Origin of the sequence: Mesorhizobium sp. WSM3879 (assembly GCF_002294915.1) — a bacterium.
Classification (GTDB): Bacteria; Pseudomonadota; Alphaproteobacteria; order Rhizobiales; family Rhizobiaceae; genus Mesorhizobium.
Window position 1 is genome coordinate 220,444 of the sequence record NZ_NSFZ01000008.1, and the last position, 21,686, is coordinate 242,129.

Below are 21,686 nucleotides of genomic sequence, written 5' to 3' on the forward strand. Positions count from 1 at the left end.
AAGCAAGGAGACTCTTCCCAATGTTGAAATCCTTTCGCGCCGCCCTGGCGCTGAGCGTTATAACATTAAGCGCTTTCGCCGCATCGTCCGCTTTTGCGGCGCCGCTCAAGGTGGTGGCGAGCTTCACGGTCATTGCCGACTTTGCCAAGAATGTCGGCGGCGACCGCGTCAACATCACCACCATCGTCGGCCCGGACGGCGACGCGCATGTCTACGAGCCGACCCCGGCCGATGCGGTGGCGATGGCCGGCGCCGATGTCGTGCTGGTCAACGGCTTGCATTTCGAAGGTTTTTTGCAGCGCCTGGTCGACACCAGCGCCACCAAGGCGACGATCGTGACGCTGACCAAGGGCGTGACGCCAATCGCCTTCAAGCCGGAATTCGCCGATGCCGACGCGGCCGAAGGCGCCGGCACCGGCGGCGGCAAGACGGTCAACGACCCGCACGCCTTCCAGTCGATCGCCAATGCCAAGATCTATGTGAAGAATATCGCCGATGCATTCTGCGCCGCCGATAGCGCGGGCTGCGACAGCTACAAGGCCAATGCCGCCGCCTACACCCAGAAACTCGGCGCGTTGGAGGGCGAAGTGACCGCGGCGATCCAGGCGATCCCCGAGGCCAAGCGCGTCGTCATCACCTCGCATGACGCCTTCGGCTATTTCGAGCATGCATACGGCCTGACCTTCCTTGCTCCGCAAGGCATCTCGACCGATTCCGAGCCTTCGGCCGCCGACGTGGCCAAGCTGGTCAACCAGGTCAAGCAGGACAAGGCGGCGGCGATCTTCATCGAGAACATCACCAACCCCAGGCTCATCGAGCAGATCGCCAGCGAGACCGGCATCAAGGTTGGCGGCACGCTCTATTCCGATGCGCTGTCGCCGCCCGACGGCCCGGCCTCGACCTATATCGACATGATGCACAACAACATCGAGCAGTTCAAAGGCGCGCTGCTCGGAAGCTAAGCGGCATCATCCAACCGGGCTAAAACCGGCCCGGTTGGATTTTCCGCCCCGCACTCTCTATTTGGCAGAGAAATCCGGTGCTACGGATTGTCGCTAATGCCGCGCGGTGGCATGACTGCGGCCAAGGATTGCGAGGACGACGCTATGGAATACCGCCAGATCAGCGAAGACTATTCGGTCTCGGGGCAGATCCAGCCCGAGGACATCGTTGCCATCAAGGACGCCGGCTTCAAGAGCGTCATCTGCAACCGGCCGGACGACGAACAGCCCGGCCAGCCCTCGGCCGACAGCGTCAAGGCGGCCGCGGAAGCCGCGGGGCTCGCCTTCCGCTACATTCCGGTGATCAGCGGCCAGCTCACTATGGACAATGTCGAGGATCAGGCCGAGGCGCTCGACGAGCTCGAAGGCCCGGTCTTCGCCTATTGCCGCTCCGGCGCGCGCTGCACCAACCTCTATGGGCTGATCCAGCAGCAGAGGGGGTGAAAGCTTGCGCATTGGCGAGAGCCAATTCCGCAGGTTCGCGTTCCGTCGCCGTCGCATCCAACAAAGATCTCCGCAAACTAAATCGGCAGCGCGCCGGTCTCTTTCAGCGTTTCCAGCACGATCGCCGTCTTCACATGCTGCACCGATTCATGCGGCAGCAGCACGCCGTTGACGAAGTCGGAAAGCGATTTGAGATCGGGCGTCACCACCTTCAGGATGTAATCCATCTCGCCGGTCAGCGCGTGCGCTTCCTGCACCTCGGGTAGCCGCGCCACCAACTCGCCGAAGCGGCGGGCATTGTCGCGGTTGTGGGTGGCCAAGGTCACCGAAATCACATTGACCAGCGAAAAGCCGAGACGGTCGCGGTCGAGCACGGCGCGATAGCCCCTGATATAGCCATCTTCCTCCAGCCGCTGGCGGCGGCGCGAGCATTGCGAGGCCGACAGGTTCACGCGCTCCGAAAGATCATTGTTGGTGAGCCGCGCATCGCCCTGCAGGAGCGCCAGTATCTTGCGGTCAAATTGATCAAGGCGCGCATCATCCATGGTTTTGTCCCCAATCATGCACAATCTGCGCACATTGTGGGCATCCAGGCGGTTGAATGCAAGCACCATGCAGCCGTCCAGCGTTATTATGGTGAAAATCGGCCAAGCACGGCCGCAACAGCTTTCGGAGGAATGCCATGGGACCCTTCCCGCATGACGCCCCACCCGCCAAGATCAGCAAGGCGAATCCCGCCGGCACCGACGGCTTCGAATTCGTCGAGTTCGCGCATTCAGACCCGGCAAAACTTGCCGAGCTCTTTGCCCGCATGGGCTATATCGCGGTGGCGAAGCACCGCACCAAGGACATCACCGTCTGGCGCCAGGGCGACATCAACTATGTCGTCAATGCCGAGCCAGGCTCGCATGCAATGAAATTCGTCGAAAAGCATGGCCCCTGCGCCGCCTCGATGGCGTGGCGCGTGGTCGATGCGAAGCATGCCTTCGATCATGCCGTGTCGAAGGGTGCTGTGCCCTACGAGGGCACCGACAAGGCGCTCGACGCGCCGGCGATCGTCGGCATCGGCGGATCGCTCCTCTATTTCATCGAAACCTATGGCGACAAGGGCTCGGCTTACGATGCCGAGTTCGAGTGGCTGGGCGAGCGCAATCCGAAACCCGAAGGCGTCGGCTTCTACTACCTCGACCACCTGACCCACAATGTCTATCGCGGCAACATGGACAAGTGGTGGGATTTCTACCGTGACCTGTTCGGCTTCAAGCAGATCCATTTCTTCGACATCGACGGCAGGATCACCGGACTGGTCAGCCGGGCGATCACCTCGCCCTGCGGCAAGATCCGCATTCCGCTCAACGAGTCCAAGGACGAAACCAGCCAGATCGCCGAGTATTTGAAGAAGTACAATGGCGAGGGCATCCAGCACATTGCCGTCGGTACGGACGCGATCTACGATGCCACCGACAAGCTCGCCGCCAACGGGCTGAAGTTCATGCCCGGCCCGCCCGACACCTATTACGAGATGTCGCATGAGCGCGTGCACGGCCATGACGAGCCGATCGAGCGCATGAAGAAGCACGGCATCCTGATCGACGGCGAAGGCGTCGTCGACGGCGGTATGACCAAGATCCTGCTGCAGATCTTCTCGAAGACGGTGATCGGGCCGATCTTCTTCGAATTCATCCAGAGGAAGGGCGACGAAGGATTTGGCGAAGGCAATTTCCGCGCGCTGTTCGAATCGATCGAGCAGGACCAGATCAAGCGTGGCGTGATCAAGCTGGATGGCAGGGCGGCGTAGTCAGCCGAAAGACCAAGCCGCCGGCTACTCTAAAGGCCGGCGGCCTTCCTCAGAATTTCGTTGATTCGGCTCTGCCAGCCGGGCCCGCTGGCACGGAAACGAGCAACCACATCGCTGTCGAGGCGCAGCGTTACCTGCTTCTTCGGATTGTCGAGTGCCGGCCGACCACGCGAGCGAATGCTTTCGGCAAGGTCCGGAAACACGTCGGCGAAGGGACGAGCATTCCGAAAATCCTCCTCGGTCCATTCGGGATTGTCCGAAACCGCATCCCAATCTTCCTCGGTGAATCCCTTGCCTGACTTGAATCCGTTGTCCAGCTTTGTAGTGTTCAGCTTAGCTTTCGCCATCGAACAATCTCCTTTCCGTCTGGTTGGCCGCCCGCATTGAAATAACCGAGATGCCTTCGGAGCCAAGCCGGGAAAAGACCACTGCAACAACGCCGCCGCCGACTACCCGACCAATCGCCATGAAACGGCCGGATTTGGCCGCCCGGATCGCCGAGGCAAGGAAAAACTCCTCGTCTAGCGCCGCGAAATCCAAGCCGTGTTTGTCAATGTTGGCCAACCGTTTAGGTTCATCCCAGACGATCTGCATCTGAATTTATGTACCTACATGAATTAAGTCAATAATTTTCGTAACTACAATAATTCCCGAAGCGTTCTCGCTTGTTCACAACCCAAGCCGCTCGACCTCGTCCTTCCTGAGCTTAATGTCGTAATCGAGCAAAAACTCATCCAATTGCGGTGGGGAGACCGAGGTGCCCGACAGCATCGCGTGCACCTGGCCGCGATGGTGGATGTCGTGCAGGAAGACATGGGCGAGGATGTCGCCGATCCTTTCGGGGATCATGCCGTCCTCGCGGCGGTCGGTGATGACGCGGCGGTCGAGATCTGCCTCCGACAGGCCGTCGCAGAAGGCGACAAGCCTGCGGTCAAAATCGGTCTGTGCAGCGGCCAGGCGTGACGCATCGTCGAACGGTGTGAAGTCGTCATAGGCCGCAGCACCGAGGCCGCCATCGGTCAGAAAATCGAGATAGAGACGATCGACCGCGAGGATGTGGTTGAGCGTCTCCTTGATCGAGGGAAAGAAACTGGTTCGACCAGCCTCGAACTCGCCGGGCTGAAGCTCCAGGACGGCGCGGTAGAGCCGGTCGTTCGACCACAAATTGTTGCGAGCCATGCGGCGAAGATGCTCGAGCAGGGTCACCTTTTCAGGTTCCTTTCTCCCCCTCGTACTTCTCGACCTTCTGCTCGATGGCGCCGAAGATCGAATGGCCGGCCTTGTCCTTCATCTCGATGCGCACCGTGTCGCCGAAGCGCAGGAACGGGGTCTTCGGCTCGCCGCTCTCGATGGTCTCGATCATGCGCAGCTCGGCGATGCAGGAATAGCCGGCGCCGCCTGCCGCGACCGGCCTGCCTGGCCCATCATTCAGCTTATTGGAGACGGTGCCGGAGCCGATGATGGTGCCGGCGGCAAGCGGCCGCGTTTTCGCGGCATGCACGATCAAGGCCGGGAAATCGAAGGTCATGTCGATGCCGGCATTGGCACGGCCGAACGGTTTGCCGTTGAGATCGGCGAGCAGCGGCAGGCTGACCTTGCCGCCGTCCCAGGCATCACCAAGCTCGTCCGGCGTCACCGCGACCGGCGAGAAAGCAGAAGACGGCTTCGACTGGAAGAAGCCGAAGCCTTTTGCCAGTTCCGGCCCCGTGATGGCGCGAAGCGTCACATCATTGACCAGCATGACGAGGCGGATGGCCTCGCGCGCCTCGCCCAGCCCGGCGCCCATCCGCACATCGCCGACGATGACGGCAACTTCCGCCTCCATGTCGATGCCGAAGGCTTCGTCGGCCATGCGGATCGGATCGCGCGGCGCAAGGAAGGAGTCCGAGCCGCCCTGGTAGATCAGCGGATCGGTCCAGAAACTCGCCGGCATCTCGGCGCCGCGTGCCTTCCGCACCAGCTCGACATGGTTCACATAGGCGGAGCCGTCCGCCCATTGATAGGCGCGCGGCAGCGGCGAATGGGCGTCATGCTCGTGAAAGCGGGCCGAGGGCACCGCGTTGGTCTCGAGCGATTCCGCCATCGCCGCCAGATGCGGCGCCAAGCGCCCCCAATTGTCGAGCGCAGCCTGCAGCGTCGGCACCAGGAAAGAGGCGTCGGTGAACCGCGTCAGATCGCGCGAGACCACGACCAGTTTCCCGTCGCGCGTCCCGTTCTTCAAAGTGGCAAGCTTCATGCGGTTTCCTCTCCTCGCGGGCTTTGTGCCGCTCGTCCCACAACAAGGCCGTGGCGAGTGATCGTCAAGCCACCCGCCGATGTTTTCCTGACTCTGACTTCACCAATCAGGACCAGTCGCCTTCCGGCGTGCCGTTGAAGCGCTTCTTCAGGTCGGCCCAGCAGTCGATGTAGTTCGCCTGCAAGGTGTCGAGTTCGGCGGCGTAGCGCGTCAGCATCTGCGGAAAGCGCGTCTCGAACATGAAGGCCATGGTGTTGTCGAGCTTGACCGGTTTCAGGTCGGCGCGGGTGGCCTTCTCAAAGCCGGAGGCGTCGGGGCCGTGCGCCAGCATCTGGTTATGCAGGCTGATGCCCCCGGGGACAAAACCTTCCTCCTTGGCATCGTACTGGCCGTCGATCAGGCCCATGAACTCGCTCATGATGTTGCGGTGGTACCAGGGCGGCCGAAAAGTGTTTTCCGCCACCAGCCAGCGCGGCGGGAAGATGACGAAGTCGACATTGGCCGTGCCCTCCTCGCCGCTCGGCGCCGTCAGCACGGTGAAGATCGACGGGTCAGGGTGATCGAAGAGGATCGCGCCGACCGGCGAAAACGTCGCCAGATCATATTTATAGGGCGCGTAGTTGCCGTGCCAGGCGACGACGTCGAGCGGCGAATGGCCGAGCTCGGTGACGTGGAAAGTGCCGCACCATTTGACGATCAGCCGGCATGGCGTCTCCTTCTCCTCGAACCAGGCGCAGGGGGTCTTGAAGTCGCGCGGATTGGCCAGGCAATTGGCGCCGATCGGGCCGCGGTCGGGCATGGTGAATTTTGCCCCGTAGTTCTCGCAGACATAGCCGCGCGCCTGACTGTCGGCGAGCTCGACCTTGAAGACGAGGCCCCGCGGCAGCACCGCGATCTCGCCAGGGCGAAGCTCGATGACGCCCATCTCGGTGACAAAGCGCAGCGTGCCGACCTGCGGCACGATCATGAGCTCGCCGTCGGCATTGAAGAAATGGTCGTCGACCATCGAGCGGTTGGCGACATAGACGTGTGCCGCCATGCCGGACTGGCCGACCGCGTCGCCGGCCGTGGTCATGGTGCGAATGCCGGAAATGAAGTCGGTCGGCTCGGTCGGGATCGGAACCGGGTTCCATCGGTACTGGCCGAGTGCCAGCTCGTGGTCGCCGACGTTGGGCGCGGTCTTCCACATAGGATAGCTCGCGCCCTTGAAGCGGCCGGTGTGTTTCACGCTTGGACGGATGCGGTAAAGCCAGGAGCGCTCGTTGGTGCCGCGCGGCGCGGTAAAGGGCGAGCCCGAAAGCTGCTCGGCATAGAGCCCGTAGGCCGGCCGCTGCGGCGAGTTGCGGCCCTGCGGCAGCGATCCCGGCAGCGTCTCGGTCTCAAAATCATTGCCGAAGCCCGGCATATAGGAAAAGGCCATCCGATCCTCCCTGATCTCGGGCTGCCGCCCTCAGCGTTGAGGAAGGCTTTCCGGTGATGTTGACCAAACTGGTTTCATTTGTAACCATCGAAAATGTAACTATCAACGCCGAACCCCGCATCGATGGTGCGCCAAATGAAACCGGAAATTCTCGAGCTAGAAAACTTCCTGCCCTACCGGCTCTACCGGCTGGCTGACACCGTGAGCCGCGAATTCTCGCGCATCTACAAGGAGCGCCACGGTCTGACGCGGCCGGAATGGCGCACGCTCTCAGGCCTCGGCCAGCGCGGGATGATGACGGCGACGGAACTCGGCGAGCAGTCGGCCATGCACAAGACCAAGGTGTCGCGCGCAGTCGCCGCGCTCGAACGTCGGCGCTGGCTGACAAGAGCGCCGGACGAGAACGACCGCCGCGTCGAGCATCTGACGCTGACCAAGGCGGGCCTCGCCGCCTATCGCGAGATGGTGCCGCTGGCGAAAGCGTTTGAAAGAGAGCTGCTGGCGAGGCTGAGCGAGGAAGAGAGAGCGGCGATTGTCAGGGGGGTGGCAGCACTAGAAGAGGCTTTATCTTCTTCTTAGCGATCCTTCACACCCCCTCTGTCCGTCCGGCAGGCCAAAGGGGGGTGCTGTCCCGCCAGCATTGCCAGGATGCTGCTTCCACCAAACCCTACCAGTCCATCACCACTTTGCCGGAACTGCCGCTCCTCATCGCATCGAACCCAACCTGGAAATCGTCAATGCCGATACGATGCGTGATCAGACCCGAAACATCCAGCGGCCCCTGCACCAGGGCGATCATCTTGTACCAGGTCTCGAACATCTCGCGGCCGTAGATGCCTTTGAGATGCAGCATCTTGAAGATGACCTTGTTCCAGTCGATCTCGAAGCCGGTGGGAGCGATGCCGAGGATGGCGATCTTGCCGCCATTGTTCATGGTGTCGATCATGTCGCGGAAGGCTGGCGCGGCGCCTGACATCTCCAGCCCGACGTCGAAACCTTCGGTCATGCCGAGTGCCGGCATCACGTCGCGCAGCTTCTCCTTCGAGGCGTCGACCACATGCTGGACGCCGAGCTTGCGCGCCAGTTCCAGCCGGACCGGGTTGATGTCGGTGATGACGACTTTCCGCGCGCCGACGCATTGCGCGACCAGCGCGCCCATGATGCCGATCGGGCCGGCGCCGGTGACCAGCACATCCTCGCCGACTAGGTCGAAGGACAGTGCGGTGTGGACAGCATTGCCTAATGGATCGAAGATCGCCGCGATCTCGTCCGGCACGTCGTCGGGGATCGGCACGACATTGTGCTGCGGGATCGCTACATACTCGCCAAAGGCGCCGGGCCGGTTGACACCGACGCCGACCGTGTTGCGGCAGAGATGCCCTCGCCCCGCGCGGCAGTTGCGGCAGTGGCCGCAGACGATGTGGCCCTCGCCCGAGACGCGCTGTCCGACCTTGTATTCGGTGACGGCCGCGCCGAAATCCGCGACGGTACCGACAAATTCATGGCCGGTCACCATCGGCACCGGCACGGTCTTCTGCGCCCACTGGTCCCAATTGTAGATGTGGACGTCGGTGCCGCAGATCGCGGTCTTCCTGACCTTGATCAGCACGTCGTTGGGGCCGATTTCCGGCACCGGCACTTCTTCCATCCAGATGCCCGGCTCGGCCTTGGCCTTCACCAGCGCCTTCATCATGTTGGACATCGAACACTCTCCAGAAAATCTTCCCTGTCCTGACGGATCATCAACCTGCCGCTTCCAGGATGTTCTTCAGCCGCAGCAGATCGCGATTGGTCGAACGTCGGACAGCCAGGGCTATGAGCGGGGTCATGAGACGGGAAAAGCCGGCCGGCGAGCCGCGATTCCGGAGCGTCATATGCGTGCGGCCTTCGCCGGAATCCCGCCATCCATAGCTCGTCTCCATCGGAAACGGTCCTTCGTCGGATCGCATCACCAGCCTCTCGCCCGGCACGAGATCCAGGATCTCGTAGGTATAAGCGAGCCGCCGTCCGAGGAACTGCGCCTCGAATGCAATTCTCGATCCTATCTGGGCCGGTCGGGGAGTCTTCCATTCCACCGATTTGATGTTGACGTACCAGCGCGGAACATTGTCCGGATCGGAAGAAAAGGCGGCGACAACCGCGCGCGGCCTGGCGATCTCGATACTGCTCGTCACATCGATCGCCATGGTCCACTTCCATTGCCGGCGGCACCGTCAAGCGATTACACCCAGTTCCTTCCCGACCTCGCCGAATACCTCGACGGCGCGATCGATATCGGCGCCGGAGTGCGCCGCCGACATCTGGGTGCGGATGCGCGCCTGGCCTTTCGGCACCACCGGGAACGAAAAACCGATGACGTAGATGCCGCGCTTCAGCATGCGGGCCGCCATCTCCTGCGCAAGAGCGGCGTCGCCCAGCATCACCGGGATGATTGGATGATCGGCGCCGGCAAGCGTAAAGCCGAGCTTGCCCATTTGAGACCGGAAGCGTTCCGCATTGGCATACAGGCGGCGGCGCAGCGCATCGCCATTGCGGATCAGCTCGAAGACTTTCAGCGAGGCGCCGGCGATCGCCGGCATCAGCGTGTTGGAGAAGAGATAGGGCCGCGAGCGCTGGCGCAGCCAGTCGACCACCTGTTTCTTCCCCGCGGTATAGCCGCCGGATGCGCCGCCCAGCGCCTTGCCGAGCGTGCCCGTGATGATGTTCACCCTGCCCTCGACGCCGCAGTGCTCGGCCGAGCCACGGCCGTTCTTGCCGACGAAGCCGACGGCATGGCTGTCGTCGACCATGACCATGGCGTCGTATTTCTCGGCGAGGTCGCAGACTCCTCGCAGGTTGGCGATGATGCCGTCCATCGAGAACACGCCGTCGGTGACGATCAGCCGGAAGCGGCAGTCCTTCGCCTCCTTCAGCCGCGCCTCGAGGTCGGCCATGTCGTTGTTGGCGTAGCGGAAGCGCTTGGCCTTGGAGAGCCTCACCCCGTCGATGATCGAGGCGTGGTTCAGCGCGTCCGAGATGACGGCGTCCTCCTCGCCGAGCAGCGTCTCGAACAGGCCGCCATTGGCATCGAAGCAGGAGCCGTAGAGAATGGTGTCGTCCATGCCGAGGAAGGATGAGATGGTGGCTTCGAGCTCTTTGTGTTCTTCCTGGGTGCCGCAGATGAAGCGTACCGACGCCATGCCGTAGCCGTAGCGGTCGAGCGCCTGCTTCGCCGCATCGCGCAGCTCGGGGCTGTCGGCGAGGCCGAGATAGTTGTTGGCGCAGAAATTCAGCACCTTCTGGCCGGCGACCTCGATCAGGGCCGACTGCGTGGAGGAAATCACCCGCTCGGACTTGTAGAGCCCGGCCGATTTCAGGCCTTCAAGCTCGTTGTCGATGTGGGAGAGAAACGCTGCGCTCATGGTCTGGCCCTGTTTGTTTGATGCGGACTGTCGCGCTGCGGACAAGAAAAATCCATCGCAAAAACGACCGCTTCGGTGGCGTTGCGCAAGCCGCGCCGCAGCTCCTTCAGCGCAGCCGGACAAGGATGTGTTCAAATGCGACGATCTGCGAAAGGACATAATAACCATCCTGTCAGCTTTGTCGCGCCGCCGGCTCCGGCACCGTGCCGGTTTGCCGAGCTGTTAACCCTTTCACGTCAAGGGTTCTGGCGCCGCATATTCATGGCAGGAATCCGTCGATCGGGAGGGGTCACTCAGTTATGTCGCAGCAGCCGGTGCACAGCGTTTCGCGCAAGCTGATTCTGCTGATCAAGAGCGGCTACTGGCTGGCCTTGCTGATCATCGCCGCCATGGTGATGGCTTCCTTCATCCTGCTGCAGCAGTTGATGGCGCAGCAGCAGCACAATGACGCACTGCTCAACATCGTCTCCACGCAGAAGGCGCTGTCGCAGCGCATCGTCTTCTTGGCCAGCGCGACCGGTGCGGCCCCGCGCGACAAGCAGCCGGCGCTGGTCACCGCGCTCAAGCAGGCAACGGGCGAGTTCGAGACCAACTACGACCGGCTGCTCAAGGAGACCGGCGCCGATCCGCTATCGCCGGCGCGCAACGATCCGCAATCGATCGAATATGTGCTGTTCAGCAAGCCGTTCCATCTCGACTATTTCTCCGTCGGGCTTATCGCCAACGGCGATCGACTGGTTTCATCATTTGCATCCCAGCTCGGCATGCAAAGCGACGGCTATAAGGGCGGCGGCGAGCGCGTCGGCCTCGACGCCTCCGTCGCCAATGCGACTTTGTCCGGCTATGCCGCGCTCGGCCAGCGCATCAGCGCCTTCGCCACCGAGCGGTCGGATGAGATGCTCAGCCTGCACCGCACGCTGTTCTTTGGCACCATCGGCGTCATCGTGCTGGTCGCGCTATTCATCTTCCGGCCGATGTCCAAGGCCATCCTGCGCAAGACGCATGAGTTGGTCGACGCCCGCAATTCGATGGCCTTCATCGCCGTGCATGACGGCCTGACCGGCTTGCACAACCGCACCTTCCTCACCGATCATTTCGACACGCTGATCAAGGGCGCGCATCGTCGCCGCGAGCGGCTGGCGGTGATCCAACTCGACCTCGACCGCTTCAAGCAGATCAACGACACGCTGGGGCATGCGGCCGGCGACTATGTGCTTGTCGTCACCGCGCAACGCATGCGCGATTCCTGCCGCGCATCGGATCTTTGCGCCCGTCTGGGCGGCGACGAGTTCGTGATGATCCTCAACGGCGCCGGCAGCACCGAGGACATCCATGCACTGGCCAAGCGCATCATCGCCAACATCAACGAGCCGATCACCTTCCAGGGCACGACCATAATGCCTGGCGCCAGCGCCGGCATCGCCGTCTATCCAGTCGACGCCGACAACGCGCAGGACCTGCTCGTCCATGCCGATCTCGCCCTCTATTCGGCCAAGAAGCTCGGCGGCGGCAGCTTCTCCTTCTTCTCCGAAGAGCTGCGGCGCGAGCTCGACTACCGCAAGCAGCTCGAGCAGGACATCCGCACGGCGATCGCGGAAAAGACCTTCGAGGTCTATTTCCAGCCTCAAGTGTCGCTCACCAGCGGCAAGATCAGCGGTATCGAAGCACTGGTGCGCTGGAAGCACGCCACGCGCGGCATGATCTCGCCCGGCGAATTCATCCCGGTGGCGGAGAAGTGCGGCTTCATGCCGGATATCGGTCGCATCGTCATCAGCAAGGCGATCAACGAAGCCGCCGAATGGGATCGCGCCGGCATCGATTTCGGACGCATCGCCGTCAATGTCTCGGGCACCGAGCTGCGCGAGCCGGATTTCGACAATTTCCTGTTCGGAACGCTGGAGCGGGCAGGGCTTGCGCCGCAGAAGCTGTCGCTGGAAATCGTTGAATCCGTCATCCTCGACGACGAGAAGACCGGCATCGCCGCCAAGCTCAGGCATATCCGCGCGGCGGGCGTCCATCTCGAGCTCGACGATTTCGGCACGGGCTATGCTTCACTCAGCCATGTCAACCCGAACGAGATCGATCGGCTGAAGATCGACCGCCGCTTCGTCCAGAACATCAACGAGAACGGCGACAACACCAAGATCGTGCGCGCCATCACCGAGCTTGCCCGCGGGCTCGGCATCTCGATCGTCGCCGAGGGCGCGGAAACCGAGGCCGAGCTCGACTCGCTTATGGCGATCGGCTGCGACCAGGTGCAGGGCTATTCAATCGCCTTCCCGATGCCTCAGGACAAGGCGCGCGAATGGCTTACGGCGCGCAGCCCGAAGAAGGCGAAGCTCAAGGTGCTGCAGGGCAGCCGGGCCTAACCGCCCACATTCGCCCGAAGCGCCGCCAGCACCTCAGCGAATTCCGCAAGTCGTTCGTCCGGCAGCCCGGCTCTCAGCCTTTTGTCGAAGGCGACGGCCGCGAGGCGCAACTTCTCGAACAGCGCTTCACCGGTTTCGGTCAGCGCCACCCGATGCACCCTGCGGTTCTGCGGATCGCGGCGGCGCGTCAGCAGCCCTTGCGCCTCCATGGCGTTGAGGTGATGCGTCAGCGTCGCGCCCTGGATGCCGATCATGCCGGCAAGCTCGCGCTGGTTGGCCAGATCCTTCGACTTGACCGAGAGCAAGGTCACCCAGACCGGCAGCGTTCCGCCAGCCTCCACCAAGGCAGCGTCAAAGGCCTGCGCCACCAGTTTGGCGGTGCGAGCGAGATTCATGCCGATGGGCGGGCGATCAAATGGCGTCATGGCCGGACACTAGAACAAGCAACGGGTTGGCGAAACTTCGCATGAAGCATTGACATCTAACTGTTAGATATCTAACTTTGTCTTATTAACGTTGTCGGACCCAGCCGATAGGCAAAACCGACAGGCAAAGCGTCACACCGGTGGCGGGGCGAACGAGAGGAATGCAGTCATGCAATATGTCTACATCGTCGTCATCGGCCTGCATGTTATGGCCGGCGTCTTCTGGGCCGGCACGACCATTGCGGTTGCCCGTGATCCGGAGATCAAGGCGGAGCGCTTTATCCGGCCGCAACTCGGCGCCTCCGGCATGGTCTTTTTGACCGGTCTGCTGCTCTGGTATTTCTTCCACGAAGGCGCTTTCGGCTCGATGGAGATGGTGCTGGCGTTGGGGATTGCGACGGCGCTGATCGCCGCCGGCGTGCAGGGCGCCCTTGTCGCCTCTTCCAGCGGGCGATTGGCGGGCGCCGATGCGGCGACGCAAACGCAGTTGCGCGCGAAAATGACCAAAGGCGAACGCCTCGCCGGCGGGCTGCTGGTCATCACCGTGTTGTGCATGGCCACGGCCAGGATGTTCTGACCCGTCAACGGCTCGCGCGGTACCGGTGCAGGCCGGCGGCCGCGCGCGGCGCACCGGACCAACGCGGCAGGTGGCTCTCCTTGTGAAGGTCCGGTGCGTTTCCTCGGTGCGGCCGTGACCGGTGCATCAGATCACCTCAACGGAACCGCCGCGTAATTTTTCCCGTCGCAGCTTTATGTAGGTGCGCATGTTGGGCGCGATGCGAAAACCTTCCAGCCTGACGTCCTGAAGCGCTGCCGCCCAGCCAAGCGCTTCATAACAGCCGCCATATGTTTCGATCGTCGCGGCGAGATCCTCGCGGCCAAGTTGCCTGGCCAGGATGGCGCAGGCCGCGACCCGCGTTTCGATCGAGCGGCCATATTTGGGTGCGAATGCCAAGCCGCCGTCGGCGAGGTCGTCGACCTCGTGCGCAAGCTGCAGGAACAGGATGTCCTCATCGCCGGCCGGCACGCCCTCCTGCAGAAGGCGCTCGGGGTCGCCGGTGTCGAATTTCATGGCGCCGACGCGAGCGACGAGGCCTTCAGTCCTCGGCCCGATCCGCGCCTCCAGCCATTTCCGGTGCGCCTCGCTGCGCCGACTGGACCTGCCGTCCGGATACTGGCCGCTGTCATAGGCAGCGTGGAACATCGCCGCGACGACGAAATCGATATCCCTTTCGAAATGCGCCACCGACGAGGCGGCGCCTACCGCATGGCAGATAAAGGGCCGTCCCGACTTTCGGTAGCGGCCGTTGAACATCGCGCACGCCACCCGATAGGCCTTCTGCACGCGTACGATATCGTCCAATGCGTGCCCGGCCTCGTGCAATTGGATATAGAGCGCCGTATTGGTCTGGCGCGGAACGAACAGGTCTTTTCCGGTCAAGCAAGCCCCCGACTATGCGACCCGAATTGCAGCCCTCGGAATCCGCGCCCGAAAATTGCAAATAAGATCTGTCAGGTCTAGCCTGGCCAATGGACGACCCAGCTTCAGATCCGGATGCCGAACCTGATGCCGTCATAGATGGCCGCGTGGATGTTGCGCGAGGCGACTGCGTCGCCGATGCGGAACAGAACAAAGCCGCCTTCCGGATTGCGCGGCGGAAAAATGTCGCCGCCGCTTACCAGCCGCTCGTAGTCGACCGCGCCGCCATTCTTCGACAGCGGCTTCAGCGCGAGGTAGAGATCGTCGAGCGGCGCGGTGCCATGCTCGACCACCACCTGGTCGACGCGCCGCTCGCCGCGCCAGCCATCGGCGAAGTCCGACGCCAGCTCGGCGATGAGCTGGTTGCCCTCGCGTCGCACGGAGCGCAGACGGGCGTTGATGGTGACGGTGACGCCTTTCTCGTGAAAAGCGCGCATATAGGGCACGTGGTTCAGGCCGCCCATTTCCGGCGCGAAGAAGCGCTCCGGTGAGACCAGCTCCAGCTTCGAGCCGCTGTTGGCTATCAATTCCGCCGCGCCCATGCCCTGATGGCCGCCATTGTCGTCATAGAGCAGCACGCTCTCGGCCGGCTTGACGCTGCCGGCCATGATGTCCCAGCTCGAGGTGACGAGATTGTCGCCCGCTGCCAGCGGCGGGTTCTGCGGCAGGCCGCCGGTGGCGACAATCACCACATCCGGCGAAAGTGCGAGGACATCGTCTTTTTCGGCCCATGTGTCGTAGCGGATCTCGACGCCGAGGCGATCGAGCTCGGCAAGCCGCCAGTCGATGATGCCGATCAGCTCCTTGCGGCGCGGATTTTGCGTCGCGAGCCGCACCTGGCCGCCGGCCTGGCTGGACGCTTCGAGGACCGTCACCTGATGGCCCCGTTCGGCGGCGACACGCGCAGCTTCCAGACCGCCCGCCCCGGCGCCGACGACCACCACCCGCCTCTTCGGCCCTTCGCTTTTCGCGATGACATGCGGGATCGTCGCTTCGCGGCCGGTGGCGGCGTTGTGGACGCAGAGCGCCTCACCGCCTTCATAGATGCGATCGAGGCAGTAGGTGGCGCCGACGCAAGGCCGGATCTCGTGCTCGCGCCCTTCCATCACTTTCCTGATGATATGCGGATCGGCGATATGGGCGCGCGTCATGCCGACCATGTCGAGCTTGCCGGAGGCGATCGCATGACGCGCGGTCGCGACATCGGATATCCGCGCCGCGTGGAAAGTCGGGAATTTCGTCGCCGCCCTCACCTCGCCGGCGAAATCGAGATGCGGCGACGAGCGCATGCCGGCCACCGGGATGACCTTGGTCAGCGCCGCGTCGGTCTCGATCGAGCCGCGGATGATGTTGAGGAAATCGACCTTGCCGGAGCCAGCCAGACGTTTCGCGATCTCGACGCCCTCCTCCTTCGACAGGCCTTTTTCGAAATCCTCGTCGGCGACCATGCGGATGCCGACGACGAATTTCTCGCCGACCGCGGCGCGAACCGCATCCAGCACCATGTTGGTGAAGCGCAGCCGGTTGTCGAGCGAGCCGCCGAAATCATCGTCGCGATGGTTGGTGGCGGGCGACCAGAAGCCGTCCATCAGATGGCCGTAGGATTCGAATTCGATGCCGTCGAGGCCGGCCGCCTGGCAGCGCTGGGCGGCGGAAGCATAATCGGCAACGATGCGCTCGATGTCCCAGTCCTCGATGGTCTTGGGAAAGGCGCGATGCGCCGGCTCGCGCACCGGCGAGGCGGAAAGCACCGGCAGCCAGTCGGCCTTGTTCCAGCCGGTGCGGCGACCGAGATGGGTGATCTGGATCATGACCTTGCAGTCATGCTCATGACAGGCATCCGCAAGCTCGGCGAGCCACGGCACGATGGCGTCGTCATAGACATGCAGGTTGCCGAAGGCGGCCGGGCTGTCGCGTGACACGATGGCAGAGCCCGCCGTCATCGTCAGCGCCATGCCGCCCTTGGCCTTCTCGGCGTGGTAGAGCCGGTAGCGCTCCTTCGGCATGCCGTCCTCGGAATAAGCCGGCTCATGGCTGGTCGACATCACCCGGTTCTTCAGCGTCAGGTGCTTGAGCTGATAAGGTTGGAGAAGCGGGTCGTTGCTGGTCATCGTCTTCCTGCCGTATCAAATTGCGCGGGAGCTGCTCCCGCTTCCATTTCACGCATCGGATTCATCCGAAAACCGCTGCGCGGCTTTCGCTCCAATGCTAATGAGCCGCCAAACACGCCGCGTCCGTTCGATCGCGGCGCACTTTCAACTGATTGCACCTGCCGCCCTTGCAATCATCGGCGGCAGCGAGGAGCCATCGATGACCGACGCAAAAAACCTGACCCAGCTCGGCAAACACGTCGAGACGCCCCAGAGTCCCGAACAGGCAGTCCTGGAGACCGTGCCGTTCGAGCGAGGCGACGGCCCGCCCGCGATCGTGCGCTTCACCTGCCCGGAATTCACCTCGCTCTGCCCGGTCACCGGCCAGCCCGACTTCGCCCACATCGTCATCGACTACGCGCCCGACAAGACGCTGGTGGAATCGAAGTCGCTGAAGCTGTTCATGACCTCGTTCCGCAACCATGGCGCCTTTCACGAGGAATGCACCGTCATGATCGGCCGCCGCATCGTCGAAGCGACCAAGCCGCTCTGGCTGCGCGTCGGCGGCTACTGGTTCCCGCGGGGCGGCATTCCCATCGACGTCTTCTGGCAGACCGGCGCGCCGCCTGAAGGCGCCTGGCTGCCCGACACCGGGGTGCCGCCATATCGCGGGCGCGGGTGAAATTTGTTGCGAAAGGCTGGCGGGACAGCGCCCCCCTCTGTCCTGCCGGACATCTCCCCCACTTGGAGGGAGATCGGACGTCACCCCGGCTTTCGCCAATCTCCATCGTGGCAAAGTAGGCGGGTCGCCGAAGCTGCCAATCTCCCCCCTTGTGGGGGAGATGGCCGGCAGGCCAGAGGGGGGCGCGAAGGATCGCCGGCGCCGAAGTTCAATCATATTCATTCGCACTGGTACTGGCTGAGCGCCCATTCGCCGGTGACCGACAGGAGGTCGGAGATCTTCCAGTCGCCGCCGACCTTCTTCAGCTTCCATTCGAGACGGTGCTGGTGGCCTTCGACGACGAAGACGACCACCACCTTGGCCTCGTCACCATTGATCGCTTCGATGGTGCGCAGGCTCTTGTCGATGGCGAGCTTGTCGTAATCGGCATTGTCGAGCGCCATGTTGGGATCGAGGCACTCGCCCTGACCCGAGGCGCGCAGCGCGTCGGCTTTGTCGAGCACGCTCTTCGCCGGATCGCTGAAGTTCTTGCGCTGGCCGGGGTCCAATTCCAGCCCGAGATGCTCGTAGAAGGGCTTCACCACCGCCGTCGGCGATCCGGGCAGGACGGGCGCAGCTGGCGCCGGTTCGGCCGGCTTGCTTTCAGGCGATGTGGCCGGCGCCGACTTCTCGATCGCAGGCGCATTGTCGCCTGAGGACGCGTTCGGCGGCGGCGAGCCGAACAGTCCTTGCCCGTAGGCGCCGCCGTTCAGCCCCGCGGTCAGCATCGACAAGCTCGACAGCGCGAGGACCAGACGCCGAAGCACGGCGTCACTCCGTCGAGGAGCCGCATTCCAGCGCGCTGAGCGTCCAGTCGCTGGTTTTGGAGGTGATGTCGGCGATCTTCCACTTGCCGTCCACTTTCTTCAGCGACCACACCATTTCGCGTTTGGAGTCATCGCCTTCCGGGAAAAGATTGAAGCTTGCCGTCACCTCGGCGGTGTCGCCATTGACGGCCTCGGCAAGCTTCAGCGTCTTCGACACGGTCTTCTGGTCGAAATCCTGGGCGTCGAGGCCTGGGTCGAAGTCGATGCAGGATACCTCGTCGGGCTTCTCCTTGCGCGCCTTGTCGTTGGCTTCGAAGAGCTTGGTGACCGGCTCGGTGAAGCGGTCGCGGTATTTCGCGTCCGCCTCGAACTTCACTTCAGGCACATAGAAGAACTTCACGGCGTTTGAAGCCGGCCCGGCGAGCGCCGCGGCAGGCAAGGCGATCGAGATGGCAACTGCCAGCATCATCGGTCTCATGCAGGATCTCCGGATGGTCGGCGGCGTGGTGGCACGATCACCACCACGCATCCTGCATATCGGCTTTTTCACGGCGCATGAAGTCCTTGCGCTGCGCGGCTTAAGCTTCCAGCCAGACGTTCTGGAAGTCCATTTGATAGGTCTGGTGCATGGCGTAGTTCTTCACCTTCTTGTTCATGTGGCAGTAGAGCTTCTGCCAGAACGGCTGGATGATGACGCCGGAGTCCTGCAGGATCTGCTCGACGTCCTTCATCACCTCCTTGCGCTTGGCGACGTCGATCTGCGACAGCGCCTCCGTGAGCTTGGCGTCGAAATCCGGGTTCGAGAACGCGGTCTCGTTCCAGGCCTCGCCGGTGCGATAGCCCAGCGCCAGCACCTGCACGCCGAGCGGGCGCATGTACCAGATGGTCATGGAATAAGGATATTTCGTCCAGTCGTTCCAGAAGGTCGAACCGGGCAGCACCGTGCGCTTCACCTTGATGCCGGCATCGCGCAACTGGCCGGCGATCGCGTCGCCGGTGTTCTTCTGCCATTCGTCCTCGACCGTGATCAGCTCGTGCTCGAAGTCGGCCTGCCCGGCGTCGGCCATCAGCTTCTTGGCGCCCGCCGCGTCCCGTTCCTTCTTCGGCAGCGGATAGTATTCCGGATGGATAGGGCTGACATGGTGGTTCTCGCCGACCGTGCCGCGGCCCGCGTAGCCGAGCTGCATGACCTGGTTATTGTCGACGGCCATCTGCAGCGCGTTGCGCACCCGTTTGTCATCGTAAGGCTTGTGCGTGATGTTGGTGCGCGCCACGAGCGTGGTCGCCGTCGCGACTTCCGATTTCACCAGATCCATCTTGTCGAGGGGGTCGATGAAGTCGGCCGGCGTTTCGAAATCGAGGTCGATCTCGCCCGAATCGAAGGCATTCAGCGTGGCGTTGAAGTCGGTGCCGTAGTCGATGAACTCGACCCCGTCGAGCGGCGCTTCGCCACCCCACCACTTGCCGTTCTCGCGGCGCTTGACCACGGCTTTCTGGCCGACATCGTAAGACACCAGCTCGAAAGCCCCGGTGCCGATCGGCTTCTTGATCGGATCGGCGCCGTCCTTGTCGAAGTTGCGATGCACGACCAGCGCCGGATAGTCCGTGAAACCCGGAATGATCGCGATATCGGCCTCGGACAGCTTCAGCTTGACCGTATGGTCATCGACCTTGGTGATCGCGCCATCCCTTGCCTTGCCGGTCTTGGCATCGACCAGCGCGCCGACGCGGGCGGCCATGGAATTGCCGGAAGCCCCCTTCTCGCACCAGCGATTGAGGTTGAAGACCACGTCATCGGCGTTGAAGGCATCGCCGTTGTTCCAGGTGACGCCTTTGCGCAGATGCAGCGTGTATTCGGTGGCGTCGTCGTTGACGTCCCAGCTTTCGAGCAGCACCGGCTCGAAAGTGAACTGGTGCGTGTAGCGCACGAGCGGCTCCAGCCAGGTGCGGGTGACGTTCGCCATCTCGGTCCAGTCATAGGTGCGCGGGTCCTTCTGCGCCTTGACCGACATCGCGACATGCAGCGTTCCGCCTTTCTTCGGCTCTTGCGCCAGGGCTTTTGTCGGTGCGGCAAGGCCGATCATGCCATAGGCGAAAGCCGTCGAGGCGCCGAAGGCGCTTGCCAGCGCCAGGAATTCGCGCCGGTCCACGCGGCCCGCGCGCGCTTCTTTAGCCATCGCCTCGATGGCGGCAGGAACGCGATCACCGTTGCTTTTGAAGATTGTCATTTTTTCCTCCCATGTTGCGAAACATTGGCCATCCTGGTGCACTTTTTTCAGCTGTAGATGGCGCCTGCAGCGTGAGCGTGCGTCGAGACGCTGCCTTGCCTGAGATAGTGAGAACTCGCTCCATCCTGCGGCATTTCGAATATCGTATACGAGCCTTGTTGAGCGTCAAGCTTCTTGGGGCATGAGCTGGAGAAAGATGCCGGGCGAAGAACCACCTTCACACCTTCGCACGCTTCATCGGCCAGGTGTCCGCCACGCGATAGCCCGCCGGCCAAGGATCTTCAGGATCCAGCATGTGCTGATGGATGCCGGTGATCCAACCGCGACCGCTGATCTGAGGGCGTATGGCGGGCATACCGCCAACCTGCGTGGTGCCGAGAATCTTGCCGTGAAATTCTGACCCGATGATGGACACACCGGTGAACCAATCCTCGGCTGTCATTTGACCCTTCGCGTGCAAGAGCGCCATGCGGGCCGACACCGCCGTTCCGGTCGGCGATCGGTCGAGCTTGCCAGGTTTTATCGAAACGACCGATTTTGCGCGGAGGCGGTTGCCATCCTGGGTGATGGCGCCGGCAAAAAGACAGAACGAATGGTGGCGCCAATCGGGACGCTCAGGGTGGAAGAACGCCATTTGTCGATTGGCCGCATCGGTAATGCGCACCCCAAGTTCGGCGAGATCACGAGCCTCGTCGGTTTCAAGCGCTAACCCAAGGGTAGGTGCGTCGACGACGACGAAACTGTCGCCTCCATAGGCCGTGTCGACCGTGATGGTACCGAGGCCATCGACCTCAAGCGGCACACCGACCCTGCTGGCGAATGATGGTACGTTTTCGACGGTGATGCGCTGGGCCTTTCCTCCGGCACACTCGGCCCGCACGCGTACCAGACCGCCCGGCGCCTCGAGCACCATTTCGGTTACCGGCTCCTGCATGGGGATGATCCCGGTGTCCAGAATTACCGTGGAGACGCAAATCGAATTGGAGCCGGACATCGGGGGCGTATCCTCCGGCTCCATTATGATCCAAGCCATCTGCGCGTCGGGATGCTTGGGAGGGACCAGAAGGTTGACGTGCCGGAAGACGCCGCCGCGCGGTTCATTGAGAACGAAGTTACGAAGTCCGTTGTCTTCTGCGATCCATTTGCGCTGGTCCCAGACGGTGTCTCCCGGCGGAGGAGACACCCCGCCAACGATGACATCCCCGACTTCGCCCTCCGCGTGGCAGGAAACAACATGGATGACTTTCGTGCTTCGCATTCGGGAGTCCCCAGAGCCGCGGCTGCCGATTGAATATCGTATACGATC

23 protein-coding genes are annotated in these 21,686 nt (G+C 62.7%); 7 read left to right on the forward strand and 16 right to left on the reverse strand.

Annotated elements, in window-relative coordinates:
• Positions 1-20: 20 nt before the first annotated feature.
• Both aztC and CK218_RS19650 read left to right on the forward strand, forming a co-directional pair.
• Positions 21-962: a zinc ABC transporter substrate-binding protein AztC gene (gene aztC, locus CK218_RS19645; RefSeq protein WP_067000519.1), complete on the forward strand. Its 942-nt coding sequence runs from the start codon at positions 21-23 to the stop codon at positions 960-962.
• A gap of 144 nt (positions 963-1,106) precedes the next feature.
• Positions 1,107-1,445: a TIGR01244 family sulfur transferase gene (locus CK218_RS19650; protein ID WP_067000965.1), complete on the forward strand. Its 339-nt coding sequence runs from the start codon at positions 1,107-1,109 to the stop codon at positions 1,443-1,445.
• 77 nt (positions 1,446-1,522) lie between these two features.
• Here CK218_RS19650 and CK218_RS19655 read toward each other — a convergent pair whose 3' ends face one another.
• Positions 1,523-1,990, reverse strand: coding sequence for an Lrp/AsnC family transcriptional regulator (locus tag CK218_RS19655; RefSeq protein ID WP_095828656.1), 468 nt, complete (start codon positions 1,988-1,990; stop codon positions 1,523-1,525).
• 137 nt (positions 1,991-2,127) lie between these two features.
• On the opposite strand from CK218_RS19655, the gene hppD reads away from it, so the two are divergent.
• Complete coding sequence (hppD, locus tag CK218_RS19660; RefSeq protein ID WP_095828589.1) at positions 2,128-3,243, forward strand: 4-hydroxyphenylpyruvate dioxygenase; 1,116 nt, start codon at positions 2,128-2,130, stop codon at positions 3,241-3,243.
• A 29-nt stretch (positions 3,244-3,272) separates the two neighbouring features.
• Here the strand turns inward: hppD and CK218_RS19665 are convergent, their stop codons facing one another.
• The 5 genes from CK218_RS19665 to hmgA all read right to left on the reverse strand — a co-directional run bounded on the left by CK218_RS19665 (position 3,273) and on the right by hmgA (position 6,899).
• Positions 3,273-3,590 carry a BrnA antitoxin family protein gene (locus CK218_RS19665; protein ID WP_067000515.1) on the reverse strand — a complete coding sequence of 106 codons (318 nt, stop codon included), beginning with the start codon at positions 3,588-3,590 and terminating at the stop codon, positions 3,273-3,275.
• Entirely contained in the window at positions 3,577-3,837 is a 261-nt protein-coding gene (locus CK218_RS19670) for a BrnT family toxin (RefSeq protein ID WP_095783194.1), read from the reverse strand. Before CK218_RS19670 ends, CK218_RS19665 begins: the two co-directional genes overlap by 14 nt.
• Before the next feature lie 75 nt (positions 3,838-3,912).
• Positions 3,913-4,449: a DinB family protein gene (locus tag CK218_RS19675; RefSeq protein ID WP_067000509.1), complete on the reverse strand. Its 537-nt coding sequence runs from the start codon at positions 4,447-4,449 to the stop codon at positions 3,913-3,915.
• 4 nt (positions 4,450-4,453) lie between these two features.
• A complete protein-coding gene (locus CK218_RS19680) occupies positions 4,454-5,479 on the reverse strand; it encodes a fumarylacetoacetate hydrolase family protein (RefSeq protein WP_095828590.1) in 1,026 nt (341 codons plus the stop codon).
• A gap of 106 nt (positions 5,480-5,585) precedes the next feature.
• Complete coding sequence (gene hmgA, locus CK218_RS19685; RefSeq protein WP_095828591.1) at positions 5,586-6,899, reverse strand: homogentisate 1,2-dioxygenase; 1,314 nt, start codon at positions 6,897-6,899, stop codon at positions 5,586-5,588.
• 135 nt (positions 6,900-7,034) lie between these two features.
• On the opposite strand from hmgA, the gene CK218_RS19690 reads away from it, so the two are divergent.
• Positions 7,035-7,478, forward strand: a complete 444-nt coding sequence (locus CK218_RS19690; RefSeq protein WP_179294539.1) for a MarR family transcriptional regulator — start codon at positions 7,035-7,037, stop codon at positions 7,476-7,478.
• An 88-nt stretch (positions 7,479-7,566) separates the two neighbouring features.
• Here CK218_RS19690 and tdh read toward each other — a convergent pair whose 3' ends face one another.
• The 3 genes from tdh to CK218_RS19705 are packed head-to-tail and all read right to left on the reverse strand — an operon-like array spanning position 7,567 to position 10,300.
• Positions 7,567-8,601 carry an L-threonine 3-dehydrogenase gene (gene tdh, locus CK218_RS19695; RefSeq protein WP_095828593.1) on the reverse strand — a complete coding sequence of 345 codons (1,035 nt, stop codon included), beginning with the start codon at positions 8,599-8,601 and terminating at the stop codon, positions 7,567-7,569.
• A 40-nt stretch (positions 8,602-8,641) separates the two neighbouring features.
• On the reverse strand, positions 8,642-9,085 hold the full coding sequence (locus tag CK218_RS19700) for an SRPBCC family protein (RefSeq protein ID WP_095828594.1): 444 nt from the start codon (positions 9,083-9,085) through the stop codon (positions 8,642-8,644).
• 27 nt (positions 9,086-9,112) lie between these two features.
• The gene (locus CK218_RS19705) at positions 9,113-10,300 is read right to left on the reverse strand and encodes a glycine C-acetyltransferase (protein WP_095828595.1); all 1,188 of its coding nucleotides are present in this window, start codon (positions 10,298-10,300) and stop codon (positions 9,113-9,115) included.
• Between the two features lie 299 nt (positions 10,301-10,599).
• On the opposite strand from CK218_RS19705, the gene CK218_RS19710 reads away from it, so the two are divergent.
• Positions 10,600-12,669: an EAL domain-containing protein gene (locus CK218_RS19710; protein WP_095828596.1), complete on the forward strand. Its 2,070-nt coding sequence runs from the start codon at positions 10,600-10,602 to the stop codon at positions 12,667-12,669.
• Here CK218_RS19710 and CK218_RS19715 read toward each other — a convergent pair.
• On the reverse strand, positions 12,666-13,094 hold the full coding sequence (locus CK218_RS19715; protein ID WP_095828597.1) for a MarR family winged helix-turn-helix transcriptional regulator: 429 nt from the start codon (positions 13,092-13,094) through the stop codon (positions 12,666-12,668). The two genes, CK218_RS19710 and CK218_RS19715, sit on opposite strands and share 4 nt — an antisense overlap.
• A gap of 169 nt (positions 13,095-13,263) precedes the next feature.
• Here CK218_RS19715 and CK218_RS19720 point away from each other — a divergent pair, with 169 nt between their 5' ends.
• Positions 13,264-13,671, forward strand: coding sequence for a hypothetical protein (locus tag CK218_RS19720; RefSeq protein WP_067000486.1), 408 nt, complete (start codon positions 13,264-13,266; stop codon positions 13,669-13,671).
• Between the two features lie 126 nt (positions 13,672-13,797).
• Here CK218_RS19720 and CK218_RS19725 read toward each other — a convergent pair whose 3' ends face one another.
• Together CK218_RS19725 and CK218_RS19730 are read right to left on the reverse strand one after the other, a co-directional pair.
• Complete coding sequence (locus CK218_RS19725; protein ID WP_067000482.1) at positions 13,798-14,535, reverse strand: HD domain-containing protein; 738 nt, start codon at positions 14,533-14,535, stop codon at positions 13,798-13,800.
• Positions 14,536-14,639: 104 nt separating this feature from the next.
• Positions 14,640-16,685, reverse strand: a complete 2,046-nt coding sequence (locus tag CK218_RS19730) for an NADH:flavin oxidoreductase (RefSeq protein ID WP_067000479.1) — start codon at positions 16,683-16,685, stop codon at positions 14,640-14,642.
• Positions 16,686-16,884: 199 nt separating this feature from the next.
• On the opposite strand from CK218_RS19730, the gene queF reads away from it, so the two are divergent.
• On the forward strand, positions 16,885-17,346 hold the full coding sequence (gene queF, locus CK218_RS19735) for a preQ(1) synthase (protein ID WP_095778694.1): 462 nt from the start codon (positions 16,885-16,887) through the stop codon (positions 17,344-17,346).
• 218 nt (positions 17,347-17,564) lie between these two features.
• Here the strand turns inward: queF and CK218_RS19745 are convergent, their stop codons facing one another.
• The 4 genes from CK218_RS19745 to CK218_RS19760 form a co-directional block, all read right to left on the reverse strand.
• Positions 17,565-18,152, reverse strand: coding sequence for a hypothetical protein (locus CK218_RS19745; RefSeq protein ID WP_095783185.1), 588 nt, complete (start codon positions 18,150-18,152; stop codon positions 17,565-17,567).
• A 4-nt stretch (positions 18,153-18,156) separates the two neighbouring features.
• A complete protein-coding gene (locus CK218_RS19750) occupies positions 18,157-18,630 on the reverse strand; it encodes a DUF3828 domain-containing protein (protein ID WP_067000473.1) in 474 nt (157 codons plus the stop codon).
• A 100-nt stretch (positions 18,631-18,730) separates the two neighbouring features.
• A complete protein-coding gene (locus CK218_RS19755) occupies positions 18,731-20,380 on the reverse strand; it encodes an ABC transporter substrate-binding protein (RefSeq protein WP_095828598.1) in 1,650 nt (549 codons plus the stop codon).
• A 217-nt stretch (positions 20,381-20,597) separates the two neighbouring features.
• Complete coding sequence (locus CK218_RS19760; RefSeq protein WP_095828599.1) at positions 20,598-21,638, reverse strand: proline racemase family protein; 1,041 nt, start codon at positions 21,636-21,638, stop codon at positions 20,598-20,600.
• Between the last annotated feature and the right edge of the window lie 48 nt (positions 21,639-21,686).

What these genes read in the sequence shown, in the direction of transcription:
- aztC (WP_067000519.1), top strand. Translation starts at nt 21, where the DNA reads ATGTTGAAATCCTTTCGCGCCGCCCTGGCGCTGAGCGTTATAACATTA.
- CK218_RS19650 (WP_067000965.1), top strand. Translation starts at nt 1,107, where the DNA reads ATGGAATACCGCCAGATCAGCGAAGACTATTCGGTCTCGGGGCAGATC.
- CK218_RS19655 (WP_095828656.1), bottom strand. Translation starts at nt 1,990, where the DNA reads ATGGATGATGCGCGCCTTGATCAATTTGACCGCAAGATACTGGCGCTC.
- hppD (WP_095828589.1), top strand. Translation starts at nt 2,128, where the DNA reads ATGGGACCCTTCCCGCATGACGCCCCACCCGCCAAGATCAGCAAGGCG.
- CK218_RS19665 (WP_067000515.1), bottom strand. Translation starts at nt 3,590, where the DNA reads ATGGCGAAAGCTAAGCTGAACACTACAAAGCTGGACAACGGATTCAAG.
- CK218_RS19670 (WP_095783194.1), bottom strand. Translation starts at nt 3,837, where the DNA reads ATGCAGATCGTCTGGGATGAACCTAAACGGTTGGCCAACATTGACAAA.
- CK218_RS19680 (WP_095828590.1), bottom strand. Translation starts at nt 5,479, where the DNA reads ATGAAGCTTGCCACTTTGAAGAACGGGACGCGCGACGGGAAACTGGTC.
- hmgA (WP_095828591.1), bottom strand. Translation starts at nt 6,899, where the DNA reads ATGGCCTTTTCCTATATGCCGGGCTTCGGCAATGATTTTGAGACCGAG.
- CK218_RS19690 (WP_179294539.1), top strand. Translation starts at nt 7,035, where the DNA reads ATGAAACCGGAAATTCTCGAGCTAGAAAACTTCCTGCCCTACCGGCTC.
- tdh (WP_095828593.1), bottom strand. Translation starts at nt 8,601, where the DNA reads ATGTCCAACATGATGAAGGCGCTGGTGAAGGCCAAGGCCGAGCCGGGC.
- CK218_RS19700 (WP_095828594.1), bottom strand. Translation starts at nt 9,085, where the DNA reads ATGGCGATCGATGTGACGAGCAGTATCGAGATCGCCAGGCCGCGCGCG.
- CK218_RS19705 (WP_095828595.1), bottom strand. Translation starts at nt 10,300, where the DNA reads ATGAGCGCAGCGTTTCTCTCCCACATCGACAACGAGCTTGAAGGCCTG.
- CK218_RS19710 (WP_095828596.1), top strand. Translation starts at nt 10,600, where the DNA reads ATGTCGCAGCAGCCGGTGCACAGCGTTTCGCGCAAGCTGATTCTGCTG.
- CK218_RS19715 (WP_095828597.1), bottom strand. Translation starts at nt 13,094, where the DNA reads ATGACGCCATTTGATCGCCCGCCCATCGGCATGAATCTCGCTCGCACC.
- CK218_RS19720 (WP_067000486.1), top strand. Translation starts at nt 13,264, where the DNA reads ATGCAATATGTCTACATCGTCGTCATCGGCCTGCATGTTATGGCCGGC.
- CK218_RS19730 (WP_067000479.1), bottom strand. Translation starts at nt 16,685, where the DNA reads ATGACCAGCAACGACCCGCTTCTCCAACCTTATCAGCTCAAGCACCTG.
- queF (WP_095778694.1), top strand. Translation starts at nt 16,885, where the DNA reads ATGACCGACGCAAAAAACCTGACCCAGCTCGGCAAACACGTCGAGACG.
- CK218_RS19750 (WP_067000473.1), bottom strand. Translation starts at nt 18,630, where the DNA reads ATGAGACCGATGATGCTGGCAGTTGCCATCTCGATCGCCTTGCCTGCC.
- CK218_RS19755 (WP_095828598.1), bottom strand. Translation starts at nt 20,380, where the DNA reads ATGACAATCTTCAAAAGCAACGGTGATCGCGTTCCTGCCGCCATCGAG.
- CK218_RS19760 (WP_095828599.1), bottom strand. Translation starts at nt 21,638, where the DNA reads ATGCGAAGCACGAAAGTCATCCATGTTGTTTCCTGCCACGCGGAGGGC.